Origin of the sequence: Acinetobacter sp. C32I, assembly GCF_023702715.1 — a bacterium.
Classification (GTDB): Bacteria; Pseudomonadota; Gammaproteobacteria; order Pseudomonadales; family Moraxellaceae; genus Acinetobacter.
The window spans coordinates 2930819-2955359 of record NZ_CP098480.1 but is presented as its reverse complement, the minus strand read 5'-3'; the positions used below and the strand labels follow the sequence as shown (position 1 = coordinate 2955359).

Annotated in this window: 22 protein-coding genes; 10 read left to right on the top strand and 12 right to left on the bottom strand. The window is 43.0% G+C overall.

The window, feature by feature from the left end; genetic code table 11:
- The first annotated feature begins 59 nt into the window (after positions 1-59).
- The 4 genes from NDN13_RS14095 to NDN13_RS14080 all read left to right on the top strand — a co-directional run bounded on the left by NDN13_RS14095 (position 60) and on the right by NDN13_RS14080 (position 5454).
- The gene (locus NDN13_RS14095) at positions 60-1334 is read left to right on the top strand and encodes a replication-associated recombination protein A (RefSeq protein WP_251118241.1); all 1275 of its coding nucleotides are present in this window, start codon (positions 60-62) and stop codon (positions 1332-1334) included.
- Between the two features lie 104 nt (positions 1335-1438).
- Positions 1439-2323 (top strand): aromatic amino acid DMT transporter YddG, encoded by an 885-nt coding sequence (gene yddG, locus NDN13_RS14090; RefSeq protein WP_251115901.1) that lies wholly within the window; start codon positions 1439-1441, stop codon positions 2321-2323.
- A gap of 127 nt (positions 2324-2450) precedes the next feature.
- On the top strand, positions 2451-3569 hold the full coding sequence (locus tag NDN13_RS14085) for an acyltransferase family protein (protein WP_251115900.1): 1119 nt from the start codon (positions 2451-2453) through the stop codon (positions 3567-3569).
- Between the two features lie 145 nt (positions 3570-3714).
- Complete coding sequence (locus NDN13_RS14080) at positions 3715-5454, top strand: amidohydrolase (RefSeq protein ID WP_251115899.1); 1740 nt, start codon at positions 3715-3717, stop codon at positions 5452-5454.
- A 645-nt stretch (positions 5455-6099) separates the two neighbouring features.
- Here the strand turns inward: NDN13_RS14080 and NDN13_RS14075 are convergent.
- The 4 genes from NDN13_RS14075 to dapA all read right to left on the bottom strand — a co-directional run bounded on the left by NDN13_RS14075 (position 6100) and on the right by dapA (position 11018).
- Positions 6100-8508 (bottom strand): TonB-dependent receptor plug domain-containing protein, encoded by a 2409-nt coding sequence (locus tag NDN13_RS14075; protein ID WP_251115898.1) that lies wholly within the window; start codon positions 8506-8508, stop codon positions 6100-6102.
- 243 nt (positions 8509-8751) lie between these two features.
- Positions 8752-9471 carry a phosphoribosylaminoimidazolesuccinocarboxamide synthase gene (purC, locus tag NDN13_RS14070; RefSeq protein WP_251115897.1) on the bottom strand — a complete coding sequence of 240 codons (720 nt, stop codon included), beginning with the start codon at positions 9469-9471 and terminating at the stop codon, positions 8752-8754.
- Between the two features lie 35 nt (positions 9472-9506).
- Positions 9507-10109: a lipoprotein-34 precursor (NlpB) gene (locus NDN13_RS14065; RefSeq protein WP_251118240.1), complete on the bottom strand. Its 603-nt coding sequence runs from the start codon at positions 10107-10109 to the stop codon at positions 9507-9509.
- A 15-nt stretch (positions 10110-10124) separates the two neighbouring features.
- Positions 10125-11018: a 4-hydroxy-tetrahydrodipicolinate synthase gene (dapA, locus tag NDN13_RS14060; RefSeq protein WP_251115896.1), complete on the bottom strand. Its 894-nt coding sequence runs from the start codon at positions 11016-11018 to the stop codon at positions 10125-10127.
- A 291-nt stretch (positions 11019-11309) separates the two neighbouring features.
- Between dapA and pncA the strand changes: the two genes are divergently transcribed.
- The 3 genes from pncA (at position 11310) to NDN13_RS14045 (ending at position 13359) form a co-directional block, all read left to right on the top strand.
- A complete protein-coding gene (gene pncA, locus NDN13_RS14055) occupies positions 11310-11942 on the top strand; it encodes a bifunctional nicotinamidase/pyrazinamidase (protein WP_251115895.1) in 633 nt (210 codons plus the stop codon).
- Positions 11943-12033: 91 nt separating this feature from the next.
- Positions 12034-12498: an Lrp/AsnC family transcriptional regulator gene (locus NDN13_RS14050; RefSeq protein WP_004803451.1), complete on the top strand. Its 465-nt coding sequence runs from the start codon at positions 12034-12036 to the stop codon at positions 12496-12498.
- Between the two features lie 222 nt (positions 12499-12720).
- Positions 12721-13359, top strand: coding sequence for a YitT family protein (locus tag NDN13_RS14045; protein WP_004656984.1), 639 nt, complete (start codon positions 12721-12723; stop codon positions 13357-13359).
- Between the two features lie 198 nt (positions 13360-13557).
- Here the strand turns inward: NDN13_RS14045 and glmS are convergent, their stop codons facing one another.
- The 8 genes from glmS to NDN13_RS14005 all read right to left on the bottom strand — a co-directional run bounded on the left by glmS (position 13558) and on the right by NDN13_RS14005 (position 21858).
- Entirely contained in the window at positions 13558-15396 is a 1839-nt protein-coding gene (gene glmS, locus NDN13_RS14040; protein WP_251115894.1) for a glutamine--fructose-6-phosphate transaminase (isomerizing), read from the bottom strand.
- Between the two features lie 12 nt (positions 15397-15408).
- Complete coding sequence (glmU, locus tag NDN13_RS14035) at positions 15409-16773, bottom strand: bifunctional UDP-N-acetylglucosamine diphosphorylase/glucosamine-1-phosphate N-acetyltransferase GlmU (RefSeq protein ID WP_251115893.1); 1365 nt, start codon at positions 16771-16773, stop codon at positions 15409-15411.
- Between the two features lie 19 nt (positions 16774-16792).
- Positions 16793-17314, bottom strand: a complete 522-nt coding sequence (locus NDN13_RS14030; RefSeq protein ID WP_251115892.1) for a phosphatidylglycerophosphatase A family protein — start codon at positions 17312-17314, stop codon at positions 16793-16795.
- Positions 17292-18209 carry a thiamine-phosphate kinase gene (gene thiL / locus NDN13_RS14025; RefSeq protein WP_251115891.1) on the bottom strand — a complete coding sequence of 306 codons (918 nt, stop codon included), beginning with the start codon at positions 18207-18209 and terminating at the stop codon, positions 17292-17294. The genes NDN13_RS14030 and thiL overlap by 23 nt, the downstream gene beginning before the upstream one ends.
- A 14-nt stretch (positions 18210-18223) precedes the next feature.
- On the bottom strand, positions 18224-18673 hold the full coding sequence (gene nusB / locus NDN13_RS14020) for a transcription antitermination factor NusB (protein ID WP_004657014.1): 450 nt from the start codon (positions 18671-18673) through the stop codon (positions 18224-18226).
- Between the two features lie 3 nt (positions 18674-18676).
- The gene (ribH, locus tag NDN13_RS14015; protein ID WP_004657017.1) at positions 18677-19147 is read right to left on the bottom strand and encodes a 6,7-dimethyl-8-ribityllumazine synthase; all 471 of its coding nucleotides are present in this window, start codon (positions 19145-19147) and stop codon (positions 18677-18679) included.
- An 11-nt stretch (positions 19148-19158) separates the two neighbouring features.
- Positions 19159-20280, bottom strand: coding sequence for a bifunctional 3,4-dihydroxy-2-butanone-4-phosphate synthase/GTP cyclohydrolase II (gene ribBA / locus NDN13_RS14010; RefSeq protein ID WP_251115890.1), 1122 nt, complete (start codon positions 20278-20280; stop codon positions 19159-19161).
- A 282-nt stretch (positions 20281-20562) separates the two neighbouring features.
- Positions 20563-21858 carry a hypothetical protein gene (locus NDN13_RS14005; protein WP_251115889.1) on the bottom strand — a complete coding sequence of 432 codons (1296 nt, stop codon included), beginning with the start codon at positions 21856-21858 and terminating at the stop codon, positions 20563-20565.
- Between the two features lie 61 nt (positions 21859-21919).
- Here NDN13_RS14005 and serB point away from each other — a divergent pair, with 61 nt between their 5' ends.
- The 3 genes from serB to NDN13_RS13990 all read left to right on the top strand — a co-directional run bounded on the left by serB (position 21920) and on the right by NDN13_RS13990 (position 24511).
- Positions 21920-23140, top strand: a complete 1221-nt coding sequence (serB, locus tag NDN13_RS14000) for a phosphoserine phosphatase SerB (RefSeq protein ID WP_016542246.1) — start codon at positions 21920-21922, stop codon at positions 23138-23140.
- A 407-nt stretch (positions 23141-23547) separates the two neighbouring features.
- Positions 23548-23883, top strand: coding sequence for a ciprofloxacin tolerance protein AciT (gene aciT, locus NDN13_RS13995; protein WP_004657025.1), 336 nt, complete (start codon positions 23548-23550; stop codon positions 23881-23883).
- 148 nt (positions 23884-24031) lie between these two features.
- Positions 24032-24511, top strand: a complete 480-nt coding sequence (locus NDN13_RS13990) for an SCP-2 sterol transfer family protein (RefSeq protein WP_251115888.1) — start codon at positions 24032-24034, stop codon at positions 24509-24511.
- Positions 24512-24541: the final 30 nt, after the last annotated feature.

Genomic DNA, 24541 nt, shown 5'->3' with positions numbered 1-24541 from the left:
AATTGTAGATTTGAGCCAGACACAATAGACTAGGGTAAAAGATCATAAAGCCAGTGATGATGTCAGATACGCATATTCCTTTACCTGAACGTTTACGTCCTCGTGACTTGTCCGAAATTATCGGACAAGATCATTTGTTGGGTGAAAATGCCCCTTTACGTCAGATGATTGATCAAGGGCATTTGCCTTCGATCATCTTCTGGGGGCCTCCAGGGGTCGGAAAAACCACGATTGCATTGTTATTGGCTCAGGCGGTAGATCGTCCTTTTATCAGCCTATCTGCCCTCAATACAGGCGTGAAAGAACTCCGTGAGGTGATTGCGGAAAGTGGTGACTTGTTGACCCCTGTGGTATTTATTGATGAGATCCATCGCTTCAATAAATCGCAGCAAGATGCCTTACTCAATGCGGTTGAGAAAGGCAAAATCACCTTGATTGGGGCAACCACAGAGAATCCTTCTTTTGAAGTGAATAGTGCCTTGCTGTCCCGTTGTCAGGTGTATACCCTGAATAATCTGAGTGCTGATGCGATTCAAACCCTACTGAATAAAGCGATTCAAACAGATAAGTTCTTAAAAGAACGTTTTATCCAGATTGAAGAATATGATGCACTGATTCAGTTTGCGGCAGGTGATGCACGTAAGGCGCTTAATCTGATTGATCTAATTGCCAGTACCTTTGAACCTGATATTGAGAATCTCGTAACCAATGCCATCGTCGTTAAAGTCGCGCAGCAGAATATCGCACGCTATGACAAATCGGGTGAGCAGCATTACGATCTGGTTTCGGCTTTTATTAAATCGATTCGTGGTAGTGATCCAGATGCAACCCTGTACTGGATGGCACGCATGCTGAAAGGTGGCGAAGATCCAGTCTTTATTGCACGTCGTATGTTGATTGCCGCATCGGAAGATATCGGCAATTCCAATCCAAATGCCTTGTTATTGGCGGGAGAGTGTTTCCGTTCAGTCCAAGCGGTGGGGATGCCTGAAGCGCGTATTATTCTAGGCCAATGTGCCGTGTATCTGGCCACTAGCCCGAAAAGTAATAGCACCTATCTCGCGATTAACAAAGCCTTAGAGTTGGCAGAAAAAACCGCAAACCTGCCTGTGCCTTTGCACTTACGCAATGCACCAACCAAGTTGATGAAGCAGCAAGGTTATGGCGTGGATTATCTGTATCCGCACAACTATCCTGAACACTTCGTGTTACAGGACTATTTGCCTCCAGAATTACGCGGTACCAAACTGTATGAACGAGCCTTAAATAAACGTGAGGTCGAAGGCGAACGTTTGCAGCAACGCCGTTGGCAGCAGGAACAACAGCAGCAGTAATCAAAACTCGGTGAATTCACCGATCATTTTAAAATTGCCCAGAGCAAGATTCCGAATCGCATCGATAGATTTTGCTTTGGCCTCAATATGCTATTTGTATAAAAATGAACGCAAAAAAAGCAACACTGATTGGATTGGTCGCGATCTTGCTCTGGAGTTTGATCGTTGCCTTAATTAAGGATGTCAGTAGTCATTTTGGCGCAGTGGGCGGTGCAGCACTGATTTATACACTGGCCTCAATTTTCCTGTTTTTTTCGGTCGGCTGGACCAGCCTCAAAAGTTTTCCCAAAACCTATTTGATCTGGGGCAGTATTCTATTTGTTGCCTATGAAATTTGTTTATCGCTTTCGATTGGCTATAGCAGTAATAATCGACAGGCAATTGAAGTGGGAATGGTCAATTATTTATGGCCGACCTTTACCATGGTGGCTGCCATTGTTTTTAATCAGCAAAAAGCCAATGTCCTGATTATTCCTGGCTTTATCCTTTCAATATTGGGAATCTGTTGGGTACTCGGTGGCGAGCAGGGTTTTGATTTGGCTGGTATGCTGCAAAATATTCAGCACAATCCATTTAGTTATGGGCTGGCCTTTATTGGAACATTACTTTGGGCTGCCTATTGCACGCTCACCGCGAGAATTGCGCAGGGAACCAATGGCATCACCCTATTTTTTACGCTGGTCTCGGTGGTGCTGTGGATTAAATATGCATTGATGGGGGGCGGTAGTTTTGATTTTGATGGGCCTTCTTCAATTGCATTATTTTTTGCGGCAGTAGCGATGGGCTTTGGTTATGCCGCTTGGAATGTTGGGATTTTGCATGGCAATGTAACGTTATTGGCAGGTGCATCCTATTTTATTCCAGTTCTATCTGCCTTCTTCTCGGCAATTCTACTTAGTACGCCATTAGGCCTTTCTTTCTGGTATGGCGCATTTATGGTGTGTTTAGGCTCGATTCTATGTTGGCTAGCAACGCAGAGAAAACACTAAAATATTGTCTGGTTTTATGGGGTCTTGCTGATGCGCTGAACAGTCACTGTATTTTTGTAAGCGACCTCTAGACACTACAGATAAAAGGTCGCATCATCCCGCTTATCAAGGATGATCAAGCTCCACCATGACCACAAACAAAATTAATGCTGCGGAAAGTATCCGAGGCTTGGCATGTCTCGCCGTTGTGTTGTCACATCTATCACTGACCTTTTTTCCGCAACTGCATAATTTTGATGTCAGTGCTGTACCGCGATATGATTTTTTTATGCAGTTACATCACTCGCCGTTGGCCTTCTTTTATTCAGGTACAGGCGCGGTTTTTGTGTTCTTTGTTTTAAGTGGTTTTGTACTGACATTATCCAGTTTTAAAAAGCACAATACCGCAACGCAATTGAAAAATTCCTTGATTAAGCGCTATCCACGTTTGGCCATTCCAGCTTTTGTCTCTTGTATTGTCGCTTATCTGGTGTGTTTTGTACCTGTGGATGTGTCGCATGTTTCCGAATGGGGAGCCGCACTCGCCAACCCACATCCGCAACTGGGTACCGCCTTATATGAAGGCAGTATTGGCGCATTCTTATTTGGCGATTCCAGTTATAACTGGGTGCTGTGGACCATGCAAATTGAGTTGCTTGGGTCACTGGTGATTTATCTGGCTTGCTATCTCTATGGCAAGCTGCCAATTCTATGCGGTCTATTTCTCATCATCAGCATTGTGACCGCATATATGATCTCGCAAACCGTGTTGTTGGGTCTTCTCAGTTTTGTTTTGGGGATGGGACTGTTTCTCTATGCCGCAGAACTGAGTACAGCAGTTTCGGTACTGCTATTTTTGTTGGGATTGTATTTTTGTGGCGCACACAACAGCAGCAATAGTTACCAGTTTTTTACTCAATTTTGGGGCGAGCAAAGCTACGATTATCTCAACTTTATTGGCGGCTTTTGCATTGTTTATGCGGTGCTGAAAGGCAAATGGCTAGCACAGTTTTTTGATCGGTCTGTTTTGGTATTTCTAGGCAAAATCTCATTTTCAATTTATTTAATTCATCTTGCTGTACTTTATGCTTTGGGGATTCCATTGTTTAATCTATTGCATGTGCAATGGGGCTTCTCCTATTTAAATGCAGGACTCTTGGCAAGTTTACTGATTGTGCTGCTGAGCATCGTGTTGGCACAGCCGTATAGTCATTATGTCGATGATCTTGCGATTAAAGTCTCCAATAAACTGGCGAAAATGTTTTAAGCACTGAGCTATGCCGCATCCAAGTCATGTTGCGGCACAGTAAAAAATTGATCAAACATTACAAAAATAATCCGTGAATACTTTCTATTGTGGACAGAATCGGCTTTAATCAAAAAAGACATAATAAAAATATGGGTTTTAATGCATGAACCGTACTTATCTCAAATACTGTGCCTTATTTACTTCTATTTCACTGGCTGTAGTGGGCTGTGCAACCACGGCAGTGCCTGTCACTGCAACAGAACAACTGTTTTATGGTGGCCCGATTCTAACCATGTCGGGCAACAGTCCTGAATATGCAGAAGCCCTGTTGGTAAAGGATGGAAAAATCCGTTTTGTAGGCTCAAAACAGCAGGCTGAACGTTTGGCGGATAAAAAAGTTCAGCCGATTGATCTAAACAATAAAACCTTATTACCGAGTTTTATTGATGCGCATAGTCATGTGAATATGGTCGGTTTCCATCAAATGGTAGCTAATCTCTACCCCATGCCTGATGGTCAGGTCTCCGATATCAACTCTTTGGTGAATGTGCTGAATAGTTGGAAAGTCCAAAATCCATCCGTAATTAAAACCATGGGCGGCTGGATTTTGGGGAATGGCTATGATGATGCACAACTGAATGAGCAGCGTCATCCGACGGCAACCGATCTAGATCGGGTCTCTCAAGACCAACCGGTGATGATTTTGCATCAATCAGGGCATTTAGCATCAGTCAATCACAAAGCACTGGAGTTACTGAAGATTAATCAAAATACCCTGAATCCAGCGGGTGGTGTGATTCGCCGTGAAGCAGGCTCAAATGTTCCAAATGGCGTATTAGAAGAGTCTGCTTTATTTACTGCAATTGGCTCAATTTTTAAAGATGTCCCCCCTGCGGTGATGTTCCAAATTGCAGAAAAAGGCATTGATACCTATGTAAAAAATGGTTTTACCACGGTACAGGAAGGGCGGGCCGACCAGGGCACCACTGAAATGTGGCATGCTTTAGCCAAGCAGAATCGACTGCCAATTGATGTGGTTTCTTATCCCGATATCACCACCAGCCAAGACTATATGCTCAAGCAAGGCAGCCAGCGACAGTATGATCATCATTTTCGGATTGGTGGAGTGAAAATCAGTTTAGATGGCTCACCCCAAGGCAAAACCGCTTGGCTGACCCAGCCTTATCTGGTACCACCTGAAGGTAAAGATAAGACCTATAAGGGCTATCCTGCCATGAGTAATGATCAGCAGGTCAAGGACTATATCAATTTAGCCTTTAAGCAAGGTTGGCAGGTGCTTGCGCATGCCAATGGGGATGCCGCGATTGATCAATTTATCGGGGCGGTAAAAGATGCGACCGCGAAGCAAGGCAAAGCCGATCGTCGTAGCGTATTAATCCATTCGCAAACGATTCGTGATGATCAGCTGGATCAGCTCAAAGCCTTAGATATTATTCCGTCCTTCTTTTCGTTGCATACCTTTTATTGGGGTGATTGGCATCGTCAGCAAACGCTAGGCGAAACCCGAGCTGCCCATATTTCGCCAACTGCAACAGCTTTAAAAAAGCATCTGATCTTTACCGAACATCATGATGCACCTGTGGTACCACCAAGCAGTATGATGATGCTGGATGCGACTGTGAACCGAGTAACACGGAGCAATTATATCTTGGGTGCAGATGAGCGCATTAGCCCATATCTGGCATTAAAGTCGATGACGGATTGGGCTGCGTATCAGTACTTTGAGGACCAAACCAAGGGTACTTTAAGCCAAGGTAAATTGGCTGATTTGGTGATTCTGAATCAGAACCCGTTGACTGTACCGAGTCGTGAGATTAAAAACATTAAAGTATTAGCTACTTATAAAGAAGGCAAACTGATTTATCAGAACGCGCAGAATTAAACTGAAAACTGAGCCAGATGGCTCGGTTTTATTTTTAGTCCAAGTATCAATATTATTCTGTGTATTTAAAGATATACCAAATACTTCCGATGAAACTGATTAGTTGGCCGAGCACCCAACCCAGTACAGAAAGATTTGAACACTGTGTAATTGAGTCATAGATGATTTCTGTATAGGAAGCGGTTTCCATCATATTCATGAATATGAATTCTAGGATGAATAGAATCAAGACAACTGCTAAATATAAATATTTGTTTTTTATTAAAATTAGAATGATTGAAAAAATAATGGAAAATATTCCACACATGCTGAGCATGGACGGATCATTTGCAGACACACCCTGCAACTCTTTAAAGTAGGTGACAGTACCAACAGCGATATATTCAGAAAGACATAGATCCTGTCCAAATTTATCGATGGTATATCCAGCTATGCCTGATATCAATAAGAACAAAATTGAAAGATATCTAATCATCATTTTATAAACTTAAGCCAAAGATAGATCGAATACCCATGTTTCTACAAAATATTCAAGATCTGCTTAGCGACTTGATTAATAGTGGAATGCCTATTAATGGGTTTTTAGAGTTAATTGATTCAATATCATAAATCAAAAACCGAGCCAGATGGCTCGGTTTTTGATTACTACCAACGATAATTGATCTTGCCGTAATAGAACGCGCCATTAAAGCCAAAAGGCGAGAACTGGCTATAAGGTAAGCTGCCGCCTGTGGGTTGGTTGATATCGTAGACATCTTTATCAGGATATACATCGGTAATATTGTCGCCACCGACCGTGAAGTTCCAGTTTTGATATTGGTAAGACAGCGCTAAATCGAGTAACCACTTGGCTGAGAATTTTTGGTCTTTGGCTTCACCTGAATTACTAAAGGTTTTAAAGCTGCCATAGCGGGTGAGATTGGTATTCACCGTGAAGTTTCCAAGCTTATAGTCATTCGCCAAACTGAATTTATGCTCAGGGGTACTGGCAGCCAATAAACCGTATTGCTCTCGACGATCCAGACGCGTGAGGTTAATACCCAACGCATCTAAGATGGCTGGATTTCCATCCACATGCGTCACTTTATTTTTATTGTAGTTGTAGGCCAGTGAGGTATTTAGTTCGCCATAAGGTAATGCAGTCCATTTATAGGTTGCCACTAAGTCAACACCGCGCGTGCGGGTATCGCTGGCATTGTTGAAATAACGAATCGTGCTGAAGTTGGTGTCGGTGATTCCTTTTGAATTTAGGTACTGGCGCACGGCCGCACTGCTGGCATTGATATTGGAGGACAGACTAATCCGGTTATCAATATCAATTTGATAGGCATCCAAAGTCACATACAGTTGATCTGTTGGGGTCAGTACTAAACCTATACTATAGTTCTTGGATTTCTCTGGTTTAAGTTGTTCCGCACCAAGCAATTGAGCAACTTGCGAAGAGGTTGGAAAGGTGCCTGCCTCAACCAATTGACTATTGACCAGTTGTGAGGAGGTTTGCGCAAAATATTGTTGAGCCAAACTTGGTGCTCGGAAACCGGTAGAGGCACTGCCACGTAGCGCAACAGTTGGATGAATCGCATAGCGCAAAGACAATGAAGCATTATCGGTATGACCAAAATCATTGTAATATTCATGGCGATAGGCTGTAGATGCTGAGAGTTTTTCAGTTAAATTGGCCTCTAAGTCCAGATAAGCCGCATAACTGTCGCGTGACCATTCACCAGCATCGGCAGAGCGAAAGCCCGCTAAACCAGAAGAGCCACTTTTATAATAGGACGCTGGATCACCCGCTTGGATTTGATACTTCTGATTCAAATATTGCGTACCAAAGGCAACATTCAGTGGGCTGGCGAGTGCTGCAAGGTTAAACTCTCGAGAAACATCAAAATTCACTACCGTTTGAGCATTTTTCAGTGTGCCATTTTGGAAGCCGAAAGGCGTGGTAGCGGTGTCTTTATAGAGATCGACATTAATGGTCTTGGTGTCGACATCATAACGATTTAAACCATAATTCACCGAGGCATCATAATGCCATGCAGACCAATCGCCTTTGATCCCTGCAACTGCGCCAAAATCATCGAGTTGGCCCTGAATGATCGGCAGATAGCCATTGGGAAACAGGGCAGGAATATTATTGGAGGCATTGCTTAAACGATAGAATCCAGCAGTTTCTGCATTACGATGGCTATAGGTCGCAAAAGAATACAGCTCGGCATGATCACTGAGGTCATAACCCAGATTCACTGCGGCTTTGACTTCATCGGAATCTGGATCACCAAAACGGAAAGTGCGCTGTCCATAAGTGGTTGATTTGGGATCACGCAGGTCAGCACCTGCACGATTGGTGGCTTGGCTATCCTGCCATTCCCCTGAAAAGATCGCATAGCCATAATTATTCAGTTTGGTCCCACCAGAAACAAAAGATTGCTTCTGTTCACCATCTCCTTTGTTATAAATCCCGTATTTAATCCCAGCCTCGCCATGTGTCGGGTTGGATTTCAAAATAATATTAATCACGCCTGCAATCGCATCGGAACCATAGCGAGCCGATGCGCCTTCACGCAGTACTTCGACACGACTAATCGCTGAGATCGGAATGGCATTTAAATCGGTTGGGGCAGAGCCACGACCAATGGTTCCGCCAAGGTTAATAAAGGCACCTGTATGGCGACGTTTTCCATTGACCAAGACCAGCACCTGATCTGGTGCAAGTCCTTTCAGTTGGGCAGGGCGAACCAGTTCAGTTCCATCCACCACGGTTGGGCGTGGAAAATTAATTGAAGGAATAATTCGAGAGAGTGCTGTACCAAGTTCATTGGAGCCAGTGCGTTCGGTCAGTTCTTTGGCACTGATCACATCAATGGGTTGTAGGGACTCTGTTTGCGAACGATTGTTGGCGCGAGTTCCGGTGACGACAATGGTGGCGAGTGTTTTGACTTGTTCTGGCTCTACCGGATTGTTCTCAGCGGCATGTACATTGCTATACAGGGCCAGCAAAATCAGGCTACTACTTAGACTGAAAGGAAAAGTTTTTACAAGGGGAGCATTCATTTTGATCTTCTAACTCAAGTTTTGTAAACATTTGTGAATATGGTAGGAGCATCAAAATATTTTCAAAAACAATATAAAAACATAAGGTTAGAATTAAAGCTGCAAAGCTGATGGAATGCTTTTTAAGTGGATGATTTATATGGTATTGAGATTTAAAACGAAGCACTTTATTTTTGAATAAAGAATAAAAAAACCAGCCCGATTGGACTGGTTTTTTGTTTAGAACTAACAGCTTAGCTAGGCTTAGATATCGTCTAAGTTAATGCCTAAACGTGCAGCAACTTCTTCGTATGCTTCAACCACACCGCCTAAACCTTGGCGGAAGCGGTCTTTATCCAATTTTTTCTTGGTGTCTTTATCCCATAAACGGCAACCGTCTGGAGAGAATTCATCACCCAATACGATACGGTCATGGAACACACCGAATTCAAGTTTGAAATCAACCAGAATCATATTACCTGCATCGAATAATGCTTTAAGTACATCATTCACTTGGTAAGTGAGTTCTTTCATTTTTTCAAGTTGTTCCGCAGTTGCCCAACCTAAAGCAATCGCTTGAGATTCGTTCACCATTGGATCGCCAAGCGCATCATCTTTGAAGAACAATTCAAATGTTGGCGGAGTTAATTCCTTACCTTCTTCAACACCTAAACGACGGCACAATGAACCCGCTGCATAGTTACGAATGACGCATTCAACTGGAATCATCTGAAGTTTTTTAACCAGCACTTCAGTTGGAGAAAGCAATTTTTCAAAATGCGTTTCGATACCCGCAGCGGCTAATTTTTCCATGATGAAGGCGTTAAAACGGTTGTTGACCTTGCCCTTACGATCGAGTTGCTCGATTTTTTCGCCATTGAATGCCGAAGCATCATCACGAAAGACTAAAATCAGGTGATCAGCGTTATCTGTCTCGTATACAGATTTAGCTTTACCAGTATAGAGCAAGGTTTGTTTTAACATGGGGGAACCTTTTGAAAAAAATGCCTAGTAAACGACTAGGCTGGCCAATTTTGGTAAATCTGGGCTAACACTTCAGTTGCAACCGCTGGTTCTGCAAAAGTTGTGTCGAGTTTGAAGAGGGCAATGGTATTGCTTGAGCCAACCGCAGAAAGCTTCAACAGGTAGTTTTGCTCACCCACCTTAATTGTTGCTTCATAGCCATGATCTGCTTGAGAGATGACTTTGTAGTTGAGGCTGCTCACGGTTGCAAAGGCATACTGCCAAGCAGTTGCTGTTGGACCTTCCACTTTCAGTAACGGGTTTTTATTCCCATCCATCACCAATTGTGGACGACCTAAAGTCGTTGCTGCCGCTTCAGTGGTAGTGCTTGCAGCGTTCATTGACTCTGGACGAGGCAATGCATAACGGTTGCCAGTTTTGTTTTCAAATGTTGGCGCATGTTGAATCGCAAGTGGGTCAACCGTTGGTGCTGGATACAATGGCGTGAATGGTCTTACCGTTGCATTCTCAGGGAATTTGAGTGGTTCAAGCGCTTGCGCTTTTTTATAATCTAAAGAATGATTATTGAGGGCAAAACGACCACAACCAGCCAAACTTAAAGCTGAAATGACAAGGACAACACCAAGACGTAATTGCATCATAAATTGCTCGTATTAAATAATGCCCGCAGTTTTTAAATCTGTGCGGAGCGGTTCACGATATTGTTCTGCGAGAGCGGTTAAAGGCAGGCGTAGACCTGTACTAATGTATCCCATCTCATGCAATGCCCATTTCACAGGAATTGGGTTTGATTCGCAAAACAAAATATTGTGTAGATTTGCAATTTGTTGATTCAAACTTTGTGCTTTGGCTTGATCGCCAGCTAAGGCTGCTTCACAAACTTCGCTCATTTGTTTTGGTGCAACATTGGCGGTAACCGAGATATTGCCTTTCGCGCCAAGTAAAATCAGTTCCCAAGCGGTTTCATCATCGCCTGAGTAAACTGCAATTTTATCTTTTAAACCTTCGATGAGGGCTTGACCACGAGGTACATCACCTGTTGCATCTTTAATCCCAACAATGTTTTTAACATCGGCAAGACGAATCACGGTTTCGTTTTGCATGTCAACGCCAGTACGACCTGGAACATTATAAAGAATTTGTGGAATATCAACTGCTTCAGCAATCGCTTTGTAGTGTTGATATAAGCCTTCTTGTGTGGGTTTATTATAATATGGCGTCACGAGCAATGCCGCATCTGCACCGAGTTCTTTGGCTGCTTTGGTCAGTTCAATTGCTTCGTGAGTCGAATTTGCACCTGTACCCGCAATAATTGGAATACGTTTATTGGCTACACGAATCACTTCTTTGATGACTTGTGTGTGCTCTTCCATGCTTAATGTAGATGCTTCGCCCGTTGTGCCAACAGCAACAATACTATGTGTACCTTGTTGGATGTGCCACTCAACGAGCTTCTCAAGGCTCTTCCAATCTACGCGACCATCTTCAAACATAGGGGTGACGAGTGCGACAATTGAGCCTTGAATATTCTGTGCTAGCTGAGTCATTTTAAAAAACTATCCTATTTTCCCATCCGAGATTGAATTAGTTGAAACGAAATATTGGATGGTTGCAGTATTTTGATTCGTCGTTCAATAATGAATTCGATTGAATGACAATTATGCAAATTATGACTGATCGGCGGCATAAGAACAATATGCTTTAGTCAAACAGCCGAAAACTTTCATTCATCTTTTACTTGAATGATTTTCATCTTATGAAAAGTTTGTGCCGGTTTGGCTAGTCAGAAACAACCAGGCAGCGTATCGTACAAGGAGCAATCTAGGTTGAATAATGAGATGCAAAGCGATTCAAAACACAGCGCATTAATTGTTGTCGATGTGCAAAATGGGTTTACCCCGGGTGGAAACTTGGCAGTCACGGATGCCGATCAAATTATCCCTGTGATTAATCAATTGGCACATCAGTTTGAAACGGTGGTGCTGACCCAAGACTGGCATCCTGATCAACATATTTCTTTCGCTGATAATCATGCACATAAAGCGCCTTTTGAAACCATTGAGTTAGCTTATGGCACGCAGGTATTGTGGCCAAAGCATTGTGTACAGGGGACGCAGGATGCCGAATTTCATCCTGCTTTGGATATTCCAACGGCACAATTGATTATCCGAAAAGGCTTTCACGTTAATATTGATAGCTATTCAGCCTTTATGGAAGCGGATCGTAAAACCCCGACTGGATTAAAGGGCTATCTTCAAGAACATCAAATTGATACGGTCTATATTGTGGGTATTGCCACTGATTTTTGTGTGGCATGGACAGCCTTGGATGCCGCGCAGATGGGTTTTAACACCTATGTGATTGAGGATGCCTGTAAAGCGATTGATTTGAATGGTTCATTACACAGTGCATGGCAAAGTATGTCAGAACACGGGATTCAGCGGATTCAGTCTGCTGCAATTTTGGCATAAGCTTGAGCTGTTTGATCTAAAGGCGTTACACTTCTCAGGCTGATGCATCAGCATCAGTTCAATTATGCCTTAAACCTAAGCTGAGCGTTTTATGACCGTGGAACTTGATGATTTTGATCAAAAAATTATCCATCATTTACAAATGAATGGACGCTTGGCCAATCAGGAATTGGCTGAATTGGTGGGCTTATCGACCTCGCAATGTTCACGTCGTCGGGTTCAGCTTGAACAGAAGAAAATTATCACGGGTTATTATGCCCAAATCGCATTGAGTGCTGATCCTGCGCCGATCATGGGCATTATTGAAGTGAAACTGCAAAACTATAGTGACGCAACCCATGATCGTTTTGTTGAATTCTTGATGCACGAACCTGCTGTGAAAGATATTCATAAACTGACAGGCAGTTATGATTTTGCCCTTAAAGTGGCAGTTAAAAATCTGGATGAGATGGTCAAACTCATTGGGATTTTGTCTTCCAAGAACTTTGGTGTTAGTAATCTCAATACTTCAATTGTGTTGGAAAAATTAAAAGAAAACGGAATTGCGATTAAATAAAAATAGGATTTTATGGTCGTTTGATCTGAGACAAAGTTAGAGCAAGGCTGATCGAAGTGCATAGACTATTCGAAATGGATTATTTTGAATATAAATTGCATTTATGGCAAAAATATAAGAATAAATTGCGAAATTTTAATAAAAATGATCAAATATGCCATGTCTTTCTTTGAAAGCTCTCTCTCCCTTTAGCTGTTGTTCTCCTATTTGAGTTGTACCGTTATGAATACCGAGCAAAATGTATCTCTGGTAAGTCCAGTCATGCCTGTGATTGAGCAGCACTCTAAAATTGAAGATGCATTGGCAATGTTGATCGGAACATTCATTCTGTCTTTTGCAATGACTTTATTGCAGCAGGCAGGCATTATGACGGGAGGGACAGCAGGTCTATCTTTGCTGATTCACTACATTACCGATCTGAAGTTCGGCGTATTATTTTTCCTGATCAATATTCCATTTTATTATTTTGCCTATAAAAAGATGGGCATCGCGCTGGTGGTGAAAACTTTTATTGCCGTTGCATTATTGGCAGGATTTACTGAAATTATTCCACAGTTTTTTCATCTCTCCGATGTCAATCCAATCTACGCTACGATTTTTGCCAATGTCTTGATGGGTGTGAGTTTTTTGATTCTATTTAGACATCGTTCGAGCTTGGGTGGTATCAACCTACTGGCGTTGTATTTGCAGGAACGCTTTAAAATTCCAGCAGGAAAAGTGCAAATGGGTATTGATGTGGTGATTTTATTAACCTCATTGTTGTTTGTGGACTGGAAGCTGATTTTGATCTCGATTTTTGGTGTCATTATTTTGAATTCAATCATTTTATTAAATCATAAAACCACACGTTATGTGGCTTGATGCATGCGTATTTCTGCTATTAACCTGACTGTTGCAGAACACAAGCTATATCGATCATGAGACGCTAGATGTGATCTAGCCTATGAAATGGCTGAAGTCATAACAAGCATAATCATAAAAAAAGCGCCATAAAGAATTTCTTTATGGCGCTTTTTTTATAGTCAGGGTCGTACAAACAACGCTGATAGCTGTATCGAATTACTCGACCGTAACACTCTTGGCGAGGTTACGTGGTTGATCGACATCAGTACCACGTAACACGGCAACATGATAAGACAACAGTTGTACAGGCACGCTGTAAACGATCGGTGCTAACCATTCATTTACCGCTGGCACATGAACCACGTGTTGACGATCTTTACCGTGAATACCACTATTTTCATCTGCAAAGACAAATAATTCACCACCACGGGCTTGTACTTCTTCCATGTTCGATTTGAGTTTATCGAGCATGTCATCTTGTGGTGCTAAGATGACCACAGGCATTTCATTATCCACTAATGCCAATGGACCATGCTTCAACTCACCTGCTGCATAACCTTCCGCATGAATATATGAAATTTCTTTCAGTTTCAATGCGCCTTCTAATGCGATCGGGAAGTGTGTACCACGGCCCAAGAATAAACAGTGATTTTTCTCAACGAATAATGCAGATAAACGCAGAATCTCAGTATCACCTTGTAAGGTGTCCAAAATCACTTTTGGACAATGCCATAATGCTGTTGTGATCTCATTCAATTGAGCATCAGACAAGCGATTTTTGACTTGACCAATTTTTAAGATCAATAACATTAATGCTGCAAGCTGGGTGGTAAAGGCTTTGGTTGATGCCACCCCAATTTCAGGACCAGCAAGCGTCAGTAAATGATGATCTGTTTCACGTACCATTGATGAGGTTGCAACGTTACAAATCGTCATGGTACTGATGTCAATGCTATTGGCTTTGGCACGTTTCTGGGTTTCACGCAACGCGGCTAAAGTATCCGCAGTTTCACCTGATTGAGAAATACAGATATACAGCGTATTTGCCACAATCACTGGGCTGCGGTAACGGAACTCGCTTGCAATTTCAACTTGGCAAGGGACACCAATCAGTTGCTCAAACCAATATTTGGCAATCATCCCCGCATGGTAGCTGGTCCCACAGGCAATGATCTGGATTTGCTGAATCTTGTCAAAATCGGCATTGGCATGATTGAGGAAATCTTCACGTAAGCTATTGCCGTTCAATGCTTGAGAAATGGTTTGCTGAATCGCTTCAGGTTGCTCATAAATCTCTTTCAGCATGAAGTGCTTATATTCACCTTTAGAGGCATTACTCACTGTTGCGTCTAACTCTTTGACTGGACGTTGTACAGGCTCGCCGTTGACAAAAACTTCAATGCTGCTACGGGTTAAACGCGCAATATCACCTTCTTCTAGATAAACGAAGCGATTGGTCACAGGCAATAGTGCCAATTGGTCGGAACTGATAAAGTTCTCACCTATACCGACACCAATGACTAGTGGTGAACCTTCACGAACTGTAATCAGCTCGTCTGGATGTGCTGTATGTACAATCCCCAGTGCATAAGCACCTTTAAGGCGAGGTGTGATCTTTTGTACGGCTTCCAGCAAACTATCCGTTTGCTTTAATGCATCATGAACAAGGTGTGCAACAACTTCAGTATCCGTTTGCGAGGTAAACACATAACCTAAAGCTTGCAATTCATCTTTGAGTTCTTGGTAGTTTTCAATGATCCCGTTATGAACCACTGCAACATCACCCGAAACGTGCGGGTGGGCATTATTTTCTGTCGGTTTACCATGAGTTGCCCAACGTGTATGCGCAATACCCACATTACCAGTTAAATGTTGTTCTGATACGGCTTCGGCCAAGTTGGCAACTTTACCAACACGACGTTCACGTAAAATTTTCTGATTATTGAGTAATGCTAAACCAGCAGAGTCGTAACCACGATATTCCAGACGCTTGAGTCCTTCAATCAGAATATCGGTTACACAACGTTCCGCAACGCCACCAACAATACCACACATAATTTTATCCTCTTATTTTTTCAGCTTTTGGGGACGTTGATAATTTGCTTTTTCAAACTGTTTTGATCGTTCGACAGCCAAACTATGCTCAGCTACATCTCGAGTGAGGGTTGATCCTGCACCTGTTGTAGCACCTTGACCAATTTTGATTGGTGCAACCAATGAGTTATTGGTTCCAATGAATACATTGTCGCCAATAATGGTTCGGTGTTTGTTGGCACCATCATAATTACAGGTAATAGTACCTGCACCAATATTACAGCCCGCACCAATATCTGCATCACCTAAGTAAGTAAAGTGATTGGCTTTTGAACCTAGCCCCATATTGGTATTCTTTACTTCAACGAAGTTGCCGATATGTACGTCATTGGCAAGGTTTGCACCTGGGCGTAAACGTGCGAAAGGCCCAATTTGGGTGTTTTCGCCGACAATTGCATTCTCAAAAATACTATAGGGTTGAACTTTTGTACCAGCAGCAATACGGGTATTTTTTAGAATACAGCCTGCGCCGAGTTGTACGTTATTGCCCAGTTCACAGTCGCCTTCGATGATGACATTGACATCAATCTGTACATCTTGCCCACAGCTTAAGGTACCACGTAAATCAAAACGATTTGGGTCAATTAAGTGAACACCTTGTAGCATCAATTCTTTGGCTTGCTGCTGTTGGAACTGGCGTTCCAAGGTCGCAAGCTGTAAGCGGTTATTCACACCTTCAACCTCAAACGCGAGCTCTGGTTCAACAGAGGCAACTTCTAAGCCATCCGCAATTGCCATCGCAACAATATCGGTGAGGTAATATTCACCTTGCGCATTTTCATTAGAAAGTTGAGGCAACCATTCATGAAGTTTTGCATTGCTGACACAATAAATGCCAGTATTAAATTCTTTAATTTGACGTTGTGCTTCGTTGGCATCTTTATGTTCAACAATGGCTTGAATTTTACCATTTTGGCGAACAATCCGGCCATAACCTGTTGCATCATCGACAGTGAGCGTCACTAAGCCGATGCCTGTTTGAGTGGATGCATCCAATAATTTTTGTAGTGTAGCTGCCTGAATACAAGGCACATCACCTGATAAAATCAGTGAAACACCTTCCTGAGGTAAGACAGCTAAGGTCATTTGTACTGCATGGCCTGTGCCTAATTGTTCAGCTTGTTCAACCCATTCAATCTGTTCTGCTGCAAAGCTTTGTTTAACCAGTTCACCGCCATGCCCATAAATGGTAATAATGTTTTGGGCATTGAGTTTTTTTGCGGTTTGAATGACATGACCGAGCAGAGGACGACCTGCAAGTGGTTGTAATACTTTTGGTAATTGTGAACGCATCCGCGTTCCTTTCCCTGCTGCAAGAATAATAACAGTTGTTGACATAACTAACTCTAATAGTGGCTTAAGTCAAAAGATAAAAATGAAAAATAAGAATACAGAGTGCTGCCCAAAGGCCAGCAATGATGTCATCGAGCATAATCCCTAAGCCGCCAGACACTTTTTGGTCAGCCCAGCTAATGGGGAATGGTTTCCAGACATCAAATATACGGAATAAGATAAAACCGACAATGACCCACAGCCAATTCATTTGCTGTAAATAGAGCAAAGGCAGGAGGGTGATCGATTGTCCTGCAAATTCATCCCAGACAATGCGACCATCGTCATGCACATTGATGACTTTTGCAGTATGTCCACAGATATAAATGCCAATTAGGGACATTAAAACAACCACGACCATACTGGCCGATAGACCCAGATAAAGCCATAGTGGCGTAAATAACAGTGCAAAGGCAGAACCAAAGGTGCCTGGCGCTTTGGGTGCTAAACCAGAACCAAAACCGACACCGCAGAACACGATGAAACGGTCGAACCAAGTCATTTGGTTAAAGTGAATGGGAGGCTTATGCAAAGTGTTGGTATCCATGAACAGGTAATGGGTGTGTTTTGCCCATATACTCAAATAACAATCCAGTTTGTTGGGTAATTTCGCCGATTATTGTAAGCGGAACATCTAATTGTTGTCGCGATAGTTGTTTAAAGTTTTGCGGTGATATTGTAAAGCATAATTCGTAATCATCGCCACCTGCAAGCGCATAATGCCAAGCTTGTTGCAAATCCAGTTGTTTTAGTGACGCATCTAGCGGAAGCTGTTCCAGCTGTAATTTTGCACCGACATTGGATGCTTTTAAAATATGACCTAAGTCTTGCGCCAATCCATCCGAGATATCAATCATACTCGATGCCAGCCCTTTGAGCTGTTGGCCGAGTTGGCAACGTGGGGTTGGATAATCCAAACGTTGTTGCAAAGCATGACCAAGATGTTGTAATCCAAACGCAGCATCACCAATTTGGCCACTGACACAGATATAGTCACCGACTTGGGCGCCTGCACGGGTAATGGCCTGACCGTGTTCAATCCAGCCTAAGGCGGTCACACTGATGGTCAACTGCGTACTTTGGGTGGTATCGCCGCCAATCAAGCTGACACCGAATTGATCACAGCAATCGAACAGTCCCTGGCTAAATCCAGCCAGCCAGTCATGATCAACTGAGGGAAGGCTCAATGCGAGTAAAATACTGTGGGGTTTTGCCCCCATTGCCGCCAAGTCAGATAAATTGACTGCGACGCTTTTCCAGCCGATAGCATGGGCAGCGGTGTCGAAGGGAAAATGGCGACCAGCAACCAGTGTATCTGCGCAGATCACCAGTTGTTGTGAAGAGGGTGGGGTAATAATGGCTGAGTCATCCCCGATACCTAAACTGACATCAGATTTTGATGCACGTTTAAAGTAATGCTCAATAATTGAAAACTCAGCCATTTAACACAAGCCTATTATTTTGCTTGCTGTTTTTCAGCTTCACGTAGCTTTGATGACAGACGGTCTAATACACCATTGATGTATTTATGACTGTCTGCACCACCAAAGTGTTTAGCTAGCTCAATCGCTTCATCAAGTACAACACGATACGGAACTTCGAGGTGATCTCGAAGTTCATACGCACCCAGTCGTAAGGTTGCAAGTTCTACGCCATCCAAGGCATTTAACTCACGGTCAAGTACAGGGATGAGTAACTCATCTAAAGCTTCATGTTGAGCAACCACTTGAGTGAGCAATTCATGGTAATAGTTAAGGTCAACTTTGTGCATGGCATTTTCAACACGCGTGCGTGCTTCAATTTCATGAACTGGGTTATGACTCATTTGCCATTCATAAATCCCTTGTACAGCAAAACGACGTGCTTTGCGTTTCGCTGCATAAGCGGCCTGAAGTGTTTGCGACATGCTTTAAATTGCCTTTAATAAGTTAACCATTTCGATTGCAGTCAATGCAGCTTCGCTACCTTTGTTACCTGCTTTCGTACCAGAACGTTCAATTGCTTGTTCAATGCTGTCTGTGGTTAAGACACCATTGATTACCGGCATTGTGCTTTCAAGTGCAACTACACCTAAACCTTTTGCACATTCACCTGCAACAAAATCAAAATGTGGTGTGCTACCACGGATCACTGCACCTAATGCAATGATGGCATCAAATTGATTTGAAGCCGCTAATTTTTTTGCAACGATCGGCAGTTCCCACGCACCTGGTGCATGGATCACGGTGATCGCTTCTTCTGCAACGCCGTGGCGTTTCAATGTGTCGATCGCACCTTCGAGTAAATGTTCAACCACGAAGCTGTTGAAACGACCCACTAAGATCGCATAACGACCTTCGCTTGCGAGATGTAATAAACCTTCAATTCGGCGAATTGCCATAGCAACCTCGATTATTTTGCTGTGATTTGATCGGCAGTGATGTATTCCACTACCTCTAAATTAAAACCAGATAAGGCATTGAAACGAAGAGGAGAACTCAACAGCTTCATTTTCTCAACACCTAAATCGCGTAAAATCTGTGCACCAACGCCAATGGTTTGATATTGATGAGAAAGTGCTGCATTGGATTTCAATGGTTTTGGCTGGTTTAAGCTGTTGAGTGCAGGGCCTAGGTCTTCTAGGTGGTCCTGACCAATCCACACCAACACACCACGATCACTGGCAGCAATGGTTTTCATTGCAAGATCTAAATTCCAAGCAGACGAACCATCGGCTTTATTGAGTTTCAATAAGTCACGAATCGGGCTGAAACCATGTACACGAACGGTGGTCACACCTTGTTTCGGATCGCCTTTAACTAAGGCAATGTGAATATCTGGATTACCGATTTCACGGTACTTGTACAGTTCAAATGCGCCATATTCCGTCTCGATGCTTTCTTGAGACAAACGTTCAACAGTTTGCTCATTGGTCATGCGGTAATGGATCAGATCTGCAATGGTTCCGATTTTTAAGCCGTGTTTTTCTGCAAACACTTCTAGATCGGGGCGACGTGCCATTGTACCGTCATCATTAATAATTTCACAGATCACAGAAGCGGGCTCTAAACCTGCTAAACGGGTCAAGTCACAACCTGCTTCGGTATGACCTGCACGGTGTAGTACACCACCCGGTTGTGCCATCAATGGAAAGATGTGACCCGGTTGAACGATATCACTTGGTTTGGCATGTGCCGCAACCGCAGTACGAATAGTATGAGCACGTTCCGCAGCTGAAATACCTGTGCTGATGCCTTCTGCAGCTTCAATCGAAAGTGTGAAGTTGGTTGCGTGTTGCGCGCCGTTTTGATCAACCATCAATGGAAGGTTGAGTTGTTTACAGCGGTCGCGACTGAGTGTTAAGCAAACTAAACCACGTGCATGGGTAATCATGAAGTTAATATCTTCAGGGCGAACATGCGTTGCGGCGATGACGAGGTCACCTTCATTTTCACGATCTTCATCATCCATCAGGATGACCATTTTGCCTGCACGAATATCTGCAACAAGCTCTTCAACATGACTCAGCGGCATTCACTTTCACCTTTTATCTTGCCTTTTTAGGCACTAGTGTTCGATAAATCTGGCATAGTTTACCGCATTTTAAAAAATTTCGCCTGTGCTTCTTTATCAATAAAAAGTTAGGCCAAACAAATTATCTTGCAACACATTATCCTGCCCAGCTTTGCCACTTTAAAAGACAGTGTGATGCGATTGTAAGCTTTATATCTATGGGCTAAACAAAAAACACAAGGCTTTGTATCTAGACAAAGCCTTGTGTTTTGAATGGCTCTATTCGCGTAGCCTAAGTACTATTTATTCCAGCTCTGTCGAGGGTTTGGCTTTTTTACCCATTAAAATTTCGGTACGTAGCGTTTGCGCCAATGTTGCACATTCTTCATTCATGCCATTAATCATAAACGCATGACGGGTCATGATATTGCTTGGGTTTGGCATCGCCACCAATTCATAATTGTTTTGAATGGTTTTGAGCTGCTCATGATTTAAGTGCAACGCCGCTTCTTTGGCATGTAAGTGTTGTGCCAATCGTTTCGCAGCTTCAACGGCATCCAGTTGCATGGCATCCACCGCACTCGCTACCGCACCACGGGTTTGCAGTGCAAAGCGTTTATCTTCACGATAACGTTTATACAGAACATCGGCCAATAACTGGAAAACCGCACCAACCATCATCAGGCATTCTAAGGCATGCGTTTTTTCTGAGCTGGTGGCCAGGGTTGCGCCTTCTGCATTAAATTCTTGAACCACCTGAATCTGAGCCGCATCAATCTGGTAATGCTTGGCACAGAGCGCAATACTTTTATCTAAAAATAATTGGCATAATTTGAAATACGGAACTGAAACAGACTGGTTCACACTATTCAATAACTGCTTAGGATCATAAAACTGAATATTGAGCGCCAAAGCTTGATCATCCATTGATACGGATTCAACTGGATTTTTTTCAACACGCGGTTTGGCTTGAACTTTTGCCTGCTGTTGCGCCTGAGTAACCAAAGTCACGGCATTTTGTTTTTCAAGTGCAAGAGCTTGGGTTAAACGTTGAATCTCATGCTTGAGATGATTCTCTTGATTGATACGTGCCAAGTATTCGCTACGTGTTGGGCGTGCGATTGCGCGATAGGCCAACCAAATCAGACCATGAATGAACAGTGAAACTAAAATCGCTAACCATTGAGTCCGTAAAATCTCACCGATACTCGGCTGGATTAAGGTAATTTCAACGGTACCGACTTTCTTTTCATTTTGTAGCGCATCTCGAACAAACACTTCGCCTTGGCGAGTCTTGGCCATGCCACTGGTTGCAAGCACTTGTTTATTGGCATCCAAGATCCGAATAGAGGCAACACTTGGATTGGTGGCATAACGATTTGCCACCAAGGCCAGTGAAACGGTATTGGCAGGTTCCAACTCTGCAAGACTATCTGCCACTAACTGACTGGTCATCAGTTGTCCTTGGCTAGCGCGGTTTTCATTGAGTTGATGTGTCGTTGCAATCACCAATAAAAAGGTATGCAATGCAAAACTTACGATCAGTAGGCTAGCAAATAGCCCTTGGCGAGGCGCATTCAAGTTAAACTTCCAAGGCAAATAGATTCATGGGTTATGTTATGATTCTTACAATAGTTGTCGCTCAACCACGAGTCAATTCATGCGAGAAATCATTCTTATATCCTTTCTAGGACCAGATCAACCGAATCAGTTTACTCGATTAATGCAGGTACTATCCGTACATTCTTTGCAAATTCTCGATGTCGGTCAGGCGGTTATCCATAATCAACTGACCCTTGGGATCGTTGTTGCATCGGATAATGAGACCGCAACAGCATTAGCAATGAAAGAGATTCTGATTTTAGCACATGATATTGGCTTAACTGTGCGATTTAAACCAATCTCCAACGCAGAATATGATCAATGGGTGAGTGAAGGTGGAAGAACACGTTATATCGTGACTGCACTTGCGCCAGAACTGACGGCTGCACACTTGCAAGCCGTGACTAAAATTGTGTCGAGTCAGGGCTTTAATATTGAAACGGTTACCCGTTTATCAGGACGTCTAGAACTTGATGCGGAAAGCCCATTCCCACGCCGTGCCTGTGTGCAGTTTGGGTTAAGTGGACAGATGCTGGATGCACAGGCAATGCGTGCAGCTTGCCTCAGTTTATCTGGTGAACTGAATATTGATGTTGCGGTACAGGAAGACAATGCCTATCGCCGTAATCGTCGTTTAGTTTGCTTTGATATGGATTCGACCTTGATCGAGCAAGAAGTCATTGATGAATTGGCATTAGAAGCAGGTGTTGGTGCTCAAGTTGCTGAAATTACTGAGCGTGCCATGCTGGGTGAACTTGATTTCCAACAAAGTTTCCGCGCCCGTGTCGCTTTATTAAAAGGTTTGGATGCTTCTGTATTGCCGAAAATTGCAGAACGTTTGACGGTGACGGAAGGGGCAGAGCGTTTGATCTCTACCTTGAAGGCCTTGGGTTATAAGACCGCAATCCTCTCTGGTGGTTTCCAGTACTTTGCTGAGTACTTACAAGCAAAACTGGGAATTGATGAAGTACATGCCAACATTTTAGATGTCGAAAATGGTGTGGTGACAGGTGAGGTCAAGGGTGCGATTGTTGATGGTGCTCGTAAAGCAGAGTTACTGCGTCAACTGGCGGAAAAAATGGGGATTTCACTAGAGCAGGCGATGGCCGTGGGTGATGGTGCCAATGACTTGCCGATGCTTTCAATTGCCGGTCTGGGGGTTGCATTCCGCGCTAAACCTTTGGTCCGCCAAAATGCCAATCAAGCCATATCGAGTGTTGGTTTGGATGGGGTATTGTACTTGTTGGGTATGCACGATAAGGACTTAAATCGAGCTTAATACCGCTATCAATACTGCAAAAAATAAGGTCGCTCATGCAGCGGCCTTATTCATTTTTTGTACGTCATTTATCCGTCATAATTATGTCTAAATGTATAGAAAAACAACGATAAAAAAATTCCGAAAAAAGTTTTTTTGCAGCCAAAAACACGCATAGTTTTTTGTAATGACACGCGGCAATTGATGCTATATGGAGATTCTGGACTTTTCTCTATTTTAAAAATGTAATGACAAAAGCATATTGCGACAGCTTGTGTCGTAAGGTTAATTTCAGGCTCTTTTTTTCTCAAAAAAACGCTCCATAATGCATAAAGACGTTAATGCAACACGAAGTACTGTTAGAGATTACAGAACAAGATAGAGGTCTGAACACGATACAGATCACCCTTTTTAAGACGGAGGTTTCTATGGAAGCAGCGAATTTCACCATGTTGGTTGGATTTGGCTTAATCGCTGTCGCAGTTATTGCTGTTTTCTTTTCTCCTTATCGTCGTTGGTTAGGTTTTATGTTGGCAGGTATGTTGTGCTGGGGACTATTAGAAGTGGTGCGCTTTGGTGTGCAAACCATGTTCGAGATGTCCGTTGCCTATAGCTACCTAACCGCCTTGAGCCTCGCGATGATGACGGTTACATTTATTCTTTTACGTGAAGACAAACAAGCACAAAAACAGCTGGCAAATCGCCAGTATATTGAACATACACCTGTTTATAAGGACGACCAGCAACAATGTTCTAGCAGATAAATTATAATAATTCGAACAACATCAAAGGCATGCTCAGCATGCCTTTTTTGTACTAATTTTTTGCAACAAAGCTTTTACAGACCGCTCTACAACTGTGCTAGGATACGGTTGTCTTAATTTTCATCATAATACTGTAGGCATAATTGTCATGAAGCTTTCTTCTTTACCTGTGGTTAAGTTACCTATCGTTGATGTAAGCACTGATCCACTAGATTTATTAGTGGCAGGTTTGGCGTTACGTATGAAGCAATTGGCACGTACCAGCCCAAAGTTTATTGAATTGGTACATGACCGTGAATTCCGTATTCAGATTGGTACCGATTTAGGTTTTGCCCGTCAAATTCTTGTGAATCACGGTAAGATTGATACGGTTGCAGGCAGCCCAGAAAAAGCAGACTTTATTTTACAATTTGCATCAAGCGAGCAAGGTGTTAAAACTTTGTTGAAAGGTGACCCGACTGCATTTATGACGGGTATGCAAGATGGCAGTATCAAAATGGAAGGTGACTTTAGCTTATTGGTGTGGTTCAACCAAGCGGCGAAATTGATCCCACCCAAAGTGCCAAAACCTGTTAAAGAAAAAATTCGTCAAGCACGTGCCTTTATTAAAGAAAAAACAGGCAAATAAATGAGCTGATATAAAAAAACTCCCCAATGG